Genomic DNA, 8,245 nt, shown 5'->3' on the forward strand with positions numbered 1-8,245 from the left:
CCTAATCAGGATTTTATATTTTGCTCACTCTGTTTCAGGTAGCCTCAGGCTACCTGAAAAATATGGAATAGCAGTTTGGCGGGAAGATTGCCGGGCTGCTTCGGCGGATGAAATATCGCGTGCCCAAACCAGCCTCGGCCATTTTCAGGTAGCCTCAGAGGCTACCTGAAAACTTCCGCCTAATACCGCTCCATATCGATATCCAAGCCCAGCGAACGGATTTCTTTCACCAGCACGTTGAAGGACTCCGGCATGCCGGCTTCGATTTTGTGTTCGCCCTTCACGATGTTTTCATACATTTTGGTACGGCCGGTCACGTCATCCGATTTCACGGTTAGCATTTCCTGCAGCGTGTAGGCGGCGCCGTAAGCCTCCAGTGCCCACACCTCCATCTCACCAAAACGCTGGCCGCCGAACTGCGCCTTACCACCCAGCGGCTGCTGGGTAACCAGTGAGTACGGGCCGGTGGAGCGGGCGTGCATTTTTTCGTCTACCAAGTGGTGCAGCTTCAGATAATGCATCACGCCCACGGTTACCTTGCGGTCGAACGGTTCGCCGGAGCGGCCGTCGTAGAGGGTGATCTGAGTTTTGGTGTCATTGAAGCCGAGCTTCTGCACTTCGGGGTCGTCGCTGGGGTAGGCCAGCTCGAGCATGTCGTAGATTTCCTGCTCTTTGGCACCGTCGAACACGGGCGAAGCGAAGGTGGCACCGCTCTTCAGGTTTTCGGCCAATTCGAGGATTTCCGCATCGCTGAGCGATTTGAGGTCTTCCTTCTTACCGCTGCCGTTGTACAGTTTTTCCAGGAAGGCGCGGATGTCTTTCACCTTGCGCTCTTCAGCCAACATTTTTTCAATGCGCTGGCCGATGCCTTTTGCCGCCCAGCCCAAGTGCACTTCCAGAATCTGGCCGATGTTCATGCGGCTCGGTACGCCCAAGGGGTTGAGCACGATGTCTACGGTGCGGCCGTCGGCCATGTAGGGCATGTCTTCCACCGGCAGAATGCGCGATACCACGCCTTTGTTACCGTGGCGGCCGGCCATTTTGTCGCCCGCCTGCAAGCGGCGTTTGATGGCGATGAACACTTTCACCATTTTCTGTACGCCCGGGGGCAGTTCGTCGCCCTGGGTCATTTTCTTTTTCTTGATTTCGTACAGTTCGTCGGCTTCTTCGCGTTTTTGTTGCAGCGAAAGCTTGATCAGCTCCATCTGTTTGGCGATGTCTTCATCGGCCACGCGGATATCGAACCAGTCGTGTTTGGTGGGCAGGGAAGCCAGATATTCGGCGGTGATTTCTTTGCCTTTGCCCAGCTTCAGCGGGCCGCCGTTGGCTTTCTGGCCAACAATCATGCGCTCGACACGATCGAAAGCATCGTTGTCGAAAATACGCAACTGGTCGCCCAAATCTTGACGGTAGCGTTTCAATTCGCCGTCGATAATCGACTGGGCGCGTTTGTCGCGCTGGATGCCTTCACGGGTGAACACCTGCACGTCGATAACCGTGCCGCTCATGCCGGTGGGCATGCGCAGGGAAGTGTCTTTCACATCGGAAGCTTTTTCGCCGAAGATGGCGCGCAGCAATTTTTCTTCCGGCGTAAGCTGGGTTTCGCCTTTGGGCGTCACCTTGCCCACCAATACGTCGCCGGCTTCCACTTCGGCGCCGATGTACACAATGCCGCTTTCATCCAGGCGGTTTTGCATGCGCTCGGACAGGTTGGGAATATCGCGGGTGATTTCTTCCGCACCCAGCTTGGTATCGCGCGCCACCACATTCAACTCTTCAATGTGGATGGAGGTGTAGCGGTCGGCAGCGGCCACTTTCTCGGAAATCAGAATCGAGTCTTCATAGTTGTAGCCGTTCCAAGGCATGAAGGCGATGGTCATATTCTGACCGAGCGCCAGTTCGCCCAAATCGGTGGAAGCGCCGTCGGCAATCAGGTCGCCGCGCTGCAACACGTCGCCGGCTTTCACCGCCGGGCGTTGGTTGATATTGGTGGACTGGTTGGAACGGGTGAATTTCACCAAGTTGTAAATGTCCACACCCACTTCACCGGCCACAGTCTCTTCGTCGTGCACGCGCACCACAATGCGGTTGGCATCCACATATTCCACCACGCCGCCGCGACGAGCCACGATGGCGGTGGCCGAGTCCACGGCCACGGACCGCTCGATACCGGTGCCGACCAGCGGTTTTTCGGCACGCAGGCAGGGCACGGCCTGACGCTGCATGTTGGCACCCATCAAGGCACGGTTGGCGTCGTCGTGCTCCAGGAAGGGAATCAGCGAGGCTGCCACAGACACCACCTGGCCGGTGGCCACGTCCATGTATTGCACGCGGTCGGCGCTGGCCATGATGGTTTCGCCTTTTTCGCGGCAGGTAATCAAATCGCCTTTCAGGTAGCCTTTCTTATCCACTTCGGCATTGGCCTGCGCAATCACATAACGGCCTTCTTCGATGGCAGACAAGTAATCGATTTCGTCGGTGACTTTGCCGTCCACCACACGACGGTACGGCGTTTCCAAGAAGCCGTAATCATTGGTGCGCGCATAAACCGACAGCGAGTTGATCAAACCGATGTTCGGGCCTTCCGGCGTTTCGATCGGGCACACGCGGCCATAGTGGGTCGGGTGTACGTCGCGCACCTCGAAGCCGGCACGTTCACGGGTCAAGCCGCCCGGGCCGAGCGCAGACACACGGCGCTTATGAGTCACTTCCGACAGCGGATTGGTTTGATCCATAAACTGCGAAAGCTGGCTGGAGCCGAAGAATTCTTTGATGGCGGCGGATACCGGTTTGGCGTTAATCAAATCGGTCGGCATCAGATTGTCGGCCTCGGCCTGATTCAGGCGCTCTTTCACGGCACGCTCAACACGAGCCAAACCTGAGCGGAATTGGTTCTCGGTCAGTTCACCCACGGAACGCACGCGGCGGTTGCCCAAGTGGTCGATATCATCCACTTCGCCATGGCCGTTACGCAGCTCAACCAGGGTGGCGATGGAAGCCACGATGTCTTCTGTACTGAGGATGAAACCGCCTTTTTCGGCTCCACCGGCCAGCGTTTCGTTCAACAAACGGCCGAACCAAGAATGTTTCTGGTCTTCGGTCAGTTTCTGCTCGTAGGTGCGGGTGTTGAACTTCATGCGGCCAACACGCGATAGGTCGTAGCTGGCTTCGTTGAAGAACAGGCGGTCAAACAGCATTTCCACCGCTTCTTCGGTCGGCGGCTCACCGGGGCGCATCATGCGGTAAATCGCAATTCGGGCAGCCGCCTGATCGGCAGTTTCATCAACGCGCAGCGTGGCGGAGATATAGCCACCATGCCCCAACTCGTTGATGTACAAAGTTTGGATTTCGTTTACACCTTGGATTTCCAGCTGAGCCAATAGTTCTTCGGTAATCTCGCTGTTGGCTTCTGCCAGCACTTCGCCGGTATCGGGAACAATTACATCTTTGGCCAACACTTTGCCAATCAAAGCTTCCGCTTCCACGTGCAGGCGTTTTAAGCCGGCTTTCTCGATGTCGCGCAGTGCCTTAGCCGTTACACGCTTGCCGGCAGCCACCAATACTTTACCTTCTTGATCGCAAATATCGGTTTTGGCCGTTTCGCCTTTCAAGCGAGACAACACCAAATCGGTTTCTACGCCTTCTCTGGTTAGATAGAAGGTTTCTTTATCATAAAAAGTATCGAGAATTTGCTCTGTCGTGTAGCCCAAGGCTTTCAGCAAGATGGTTACCGGCATCTTGCGGCGGCGGTCGATACGGAAGTACAGCAGGTCTTTCGGATCAAACTCCAAATCTAACCAAGAGCCACGATATGGAATAATTCTGGCAGAAAACAGAAGCTTACCGGACGAGTGCGTTTTACCGCGGTCGTGTTCAAAAAACACACCAGGAGAACGGTGCAGCTGAGACACAATCACGCGCTCCGTACCATTGATAATGAATGAACCATAGGGTGTCATCAGCGGAATTTCGCCCATATACACTTCATTCTCACGAACCTCTTTCACCACATTTGGTTTGGAAGATTCTTTATCCAAAATAACCAAGCGGATACGGGCACGCAGCGGCGCCGCATAAGTGATACCGCGCAATTGGCACTCTGCAATATCAAACAGCGGCTCACCCAAGATGTAATGGGCGAACTCTAGGCGGGCATAGCCATTGTGGCTGACAATTGGGAAAATCGAATTAAACGCTGCTTGCAAGCCCTCATCTTGGCGCTTGTCAAAAGCACAATCTTGCTGGAGGAACTTATGATAAGACTCCAACTGCGTTGCCAGCAGATAGGGCACTTCCAGCACACTATCCCGCTTAGCAAAGCTCTTTCTGATGCGTTTTTTCTCGGTAAACGAATAACTCATTACTAAACACTCCAAAGAATAAGAGATATGGATTCCATCTTTATCAAGGCGCAGCAAACACACCACCGCCTAAATTTACATATATTTGCTGTTAAACACAGGCCAAATAGCAAATATATGTAAATTACTGGCAATTTATATTTTCCAAGCGAAACAAGGCTGGCAGAAAACTGCCAGCCCGTTTGCAATAAACAGCTTATTTGATTTCGACTTTAGCGCCAGCTTCTTCCAGCTGTTTCTTAATTTCCTCGGCTTCAGCCGGAGTAACACCTTCTTTGATGGTTTTCGGAGCGCCGTCAACCATGTCTTTAGCTTCTTTCAAGCCCAAGCCGGTAATGGCACGTACCACCTTAATCACGCCAACTTTCTGATCACCAGCAGCAGCCAAAATTACATCTACTTCAGATTTGGCTTCAGCTTCACCAGCAGCACCAGCAGGACCAGCAGCAACTGCAACTGCAGCAGCAGAAACACCGAATTTGGTTTCAAATTCTTTAACCAAATCGTTCAGCTCCATTACGGTCAGGCTGCCGATTGCTTCCAAAATGTCTTCTTTAGAAATAGCCATGCTATAAAACTCCTAATTAAATAAATAACAAAGATCAAATAAATTTCGATTAAGCAGCTGCTTCTTCACCAGCTTTTTTCTCAGCCAAAGCAGCCATGCCGCGAGCTATGCCAGACAACGGAGCCTGCATGAGGAACAGCAATTTAGACAGCAACTCTTCACGACTCGGAATAGCTGCCAGTGCACCCACTTGAGCGGCATCCAATACTTTGCCGTCATATGAGCCTGCTTTAACGATCAGCTTCTCATCTTTTTTAGAGAATTGGTGCAATACTTTTGCTGCAGCAACCGCATCTTCAGAAGCGGCATAAATCAGCGGGCCAACCATATGCTCAGCCAGCTCAGCAAAAGAGGTACCTTCCACCGCACGTCGCGCCAAAGTGTTTTTCAACACTCGCAGATACACACCTTCCTTACGTGCATTAGCACGCAATTCGGTCATACTGGCAACACTGATTTCGCGGTATTCGGCAAGCACCATGGTCTGAGCATTGCCAATACCGGCAACAATCTCTTCCACCACTGCTTTTTTAGTTTCGATACTAAGACTCAAGGTCTACCTCCTACTGTTTATCAAAGAATACCCACAGGTATTCCACCAGTTCGGCAACCTGAAAAGACATTTTGCAAACAACCAATTGCATACACTTCAGGACCACCGTCTGCGTAGGGTAATTATTAAATCTTGCGATCCCTACGGTCTTGGACTCTACTTATAACAAGTATAAGTAGTCCGTTTTCAGGTAGCCTCTCAATCCAACCAAAGGCTACCTGAAAATTTCACTTAACCATTGATGCTGGCAACATCTACGCGCACGCCCGGCCCCATAGTGCTGGACAGAGCCACCTTCTTCAGATATTGCCCTTTAGTCGCCGCTGGTTTAGCTTTAATTACCGCATCCAGCAAGGCATCAAAGTTTTCGCGCAAGGCAGCCGGATCGAATGAAGCACGGCCGATAGCAGCATGAACCACACCTGCCTTATCAGTACGATACTGAACCTGACCAGCCTTGGCATTGCGCACCGCCTCTGCCACATTAGGGGTAACCGTACCCACTTTCGGATTCGGCATCAAACCGCGCGGACCCAAAATAGTACCCAATTGACCCACAACGCGCATTGCATCCGGAGAAGCAATGACCACATCAAAATCCAAATTGCCTTGCTTCACTTCAGCAGCCAAATCGTCAAAACCTACAATATCAGCACCAGCTTCCTTGGCGGCCTCAACATTGGCACCTTGAGTAAACACAGCAACACGAACAGTTTTGCCGGTACCCTTAGGCAAGACTACAGAGCCACGAATAACCTGATCAGATTTGCGTGAATCCACACCCAGATTGATAGCAACATCAATAGACTCATCAAATTTGGCTGTAGCGGTTTTTTTCACCAAGCCAATTGCCTCATCAATTGAATAGTGCACATTTGAATCGATAGCCGAACGAATCTCTTGGAAGCGTTTAGATGATTTAGCCATTACACACCCTCCACATCCAAGCCCATTGAGCGGGCAGAACCTGCAATCGTACGTACCGCAGCATCCAAATCAGCTGCAGTCAAATCCGGCTCCTTAGTTTTAGCAATTTCCTCAAGCTGAGCTCGAGTAACCTTACCCACTTTATTAGTGAGCGGGTTTGAACTACCCTTCTGCAATCCTGCTGCTTTTTTCAGCAAAATGCTTGCCGGCGGAGTCTTCATTACAAAAGTAAAAGACTTATCTGCAAAAGCAGTAATCACCACCGGAATCGGCAAACCTGGTTCCACATTCTGTGTTGCCGCATTAAATGCCTTACAAAACTCCATAATATTCAAACCACGCTGGCCCAGCGCCGGACCAACTGGCGGAGAAGGGTTTGCCTTCCCTGCAGGAATCTGCAGTTTGATGTAACCTACAATTTTCTTTGCCACAATTAGCTCCTAAACGGGTAAATACGCAGAACCTTCTGCTCCCCAAAAATTGAACTTTGCATTATAAGGGAATTTCTAGCTTATTGCCAAGCGCACGATATTAAATTTTTTCAACCTGGCTAAAATCCAACTCAACCGGCGTCTCTCGCCCAAAAATCTGAACCAAAACCCGCAGCTTATTCCTCTCATAATCCACATCATCCACGAGACCATTGAAATCAGAAAAAGGCCCTTCCCCTACACGAACCTGCTGACCAACCTCAAACTCTACTCTCGGTTTCGGTTTCTTCTCGCCACCGGAAGCATCGGCAACCTGAGACATAATGGCATCAACCTCTCTCTGTGAGATAGGCAAAGGCCGATTAGCCGTACCGCCAACAAACCCATTTACTCGAGGCGTACTCTTGACTAAATGCCACGACTCATCAGTCATTTCCATCTCAATCAAAACATAACCTGGAAAAAATTTACGCTCACTAACCGTTTTCCGCCCATTCTTGATACCAACAACTTCTTCAACCGGCACCAAAATCTGGCCAAAAAACTCATCCATTCCCTCTCTAGCAATCCGTTCTTTGAGGGTTTTTTGAACATTCTTCTCAAATCCGGAATAAGCCTGAATGACATACCACATCTTAGCCATCGCTCTAACCACCTTTTAAAATTTATTTGCCACCACTCAGCGTAAGTAGCAGCCACACCAAGAATGTATCTACTAACCACAGAAACACAGTCATGACCGCTGTAAACATCAGCACAAAAAATGTATTACGCCATGCCTCATTCTTAGCAGGCCACACTACTTTCTTAATCTCGGTAATCGAATCTTTAATATACCGAATCAGATTTACCCCAATATCACACCATACAAAAACAATCAGTGCTGCCAATGAAATCCCACCACCCAACAATAGCCAGCGAATATAAAGCGGTTGATTAGCCAAAAGAGAAAATCCTATAGCACTCCCAAAAACCAGCACTACAGCTAAAAATATTTTGACCGCATCTCCTGACCGACTTTTCTTTTGACCACCCTGCGCACGATTACGCAGCTCTTGGCGAGATGGCTTTGCAGACACCGCATCAAGCATCTCCTTTACTTTTTGTTTACGATCTCTCATTATAGCAACCACCCTAAATCTACATAATGAATTTATAAAATTAAAGACTAACCGGCGAGCCGGTTAGTCTTTTTTTGGCAGGCCAGGAGGGTCTCGAACCCCCAACCCTCGGTTTTGGAGACCGATACTCTACCAATTGAGCTACTGGCCTCTAAACCTTAAGCAATCACAGAAGCAACCACACCGGCACCTACCGTACGGCCACCTTCGCGAATCGCAAAGCGCAGACCTTCTTCCATCGCAATCGGGGCAATCAGTTCTACGGTAATGGTTACGTTCTCACC

General features: G+C 50.6%; 8 protein-coding genes and 1 tRNA gene. All 9 read right to left on the bottom strand.

The features are described from left to right. Window positions 1-179: 179 nt before the first annotated feature. Window positions 180-4,361, bottom strand: coding sequence for a DNA-directed RNA polymerase subunit beta (gene rpoB, locus A7P95_RS01990; protein WP_067590304.1), 4,182 nt, complete (start codon window positions 4,359-4,361; stop codon window positions 180-182). 196 nt (window positions 4,362-4,557) lie between these two features. Continuing rightward, window positions 4,558-4,929 (bottom strand): 50S ribosomal protein L7/L12, encoded by a 372-nt coding sequence (rplL, locus tag A7P95_RS01995; RefSeq protein ID WP_067590307.1) that lies wholly within the window; start codon window positions 4,927-4,929, stop codon window positions 4,558-4,560. A 49-nt stretch (window positions 4,930-4,978) separates the two neighbouring features. Continuing rightward, window positions 4,979-5,482: a 50S ribosomal protein L10 gene (gene rplJ / locus A7P95_RS02000; RefSeq protein WP_067590310.1), complete on the bottom strand. Its 504-nt coding sequence runs from the start codon at window positions 5,480-5,482 to the stop codon at window positions 4,979-4,981. Between the two features lie 231 nt (window positions 5,483-5,713). Continuing rightward, window positions 5,714-6,409, bottom strand: coding sequence for a 50S ribosomal protein L1 (gene rplA / locus A7P95_RS02005; RefSeq protein WP_067590312.1), 696 nt, complete (start codon window positions 6,407-6,409; stop codon window positions 5,714-5,716). Continuing rightward, window positions 6,409-6,840: a 50S ribosomal protein L11 gene (gene rplK, locus A7P95_RS02010; protein ID WP_064090314.1), complete on the bottom strand. Its 432-nt coding sequence runs from the start codon at window positions 6,838-6,840 to the stop codon at window positions 6,409-6,411. The genes rplA and rplK overlap by 1 nt, the downstream gene beginning before the upstream one ends. A gap of 100 nt (window positions 6,841-6,940) precedes the next feature. Further along, window positions 6,941-7,483, bottom strand: a complete 543-nt coding sequence (nusG, locus tag A7P95_RS02015; protein ID WP_067590315.1) for a transcription termination/antitermination protein NusG — start codon at window positions 7,481-7,483, stop codon at window positions 6,941-6,943. 22 nt (window positions 7,484-7,505) lie between these two features. Then, window positions 7,506-7,961 (bottom strand): preprotein translocase subunit SecE, encoded by a 456-nt coding sequence (gene secE, locus A7P95_RS02020; protein WP_082890678.1) that lies wholly within the window; start codon window positions 7,959-7,961, stop codon window positions 7,506-7,508. A gap of 75 nt (window positions 7,962-8,036) precedes the next feature. Next, window positions 8,037-8,112, bottom strand: a tRNA-Trp gene (locus A7P95_RS02025). A 7-nt stretch (window positions 8,113-8,119) separates the two neighbouring features. Beyond that, the coding region (locus A7P95_RS11010) for an EF-Tu C-terminal domain-related protein (RefSeq protein WP_082890679.1) at window positions 8,120-8,245 on the bottom strand (126 nt) is incomplete at its 5' end.

This window comes from Eikenella longinqua (assembly GCF_001648355.1).
GTDB classification, from domain to species: Bacteria; Pseudomonadota; Gammaproteobacteria; order Burkholderiales; family Neisseriaceae; genus Eikenella; species Eikenella longinqua.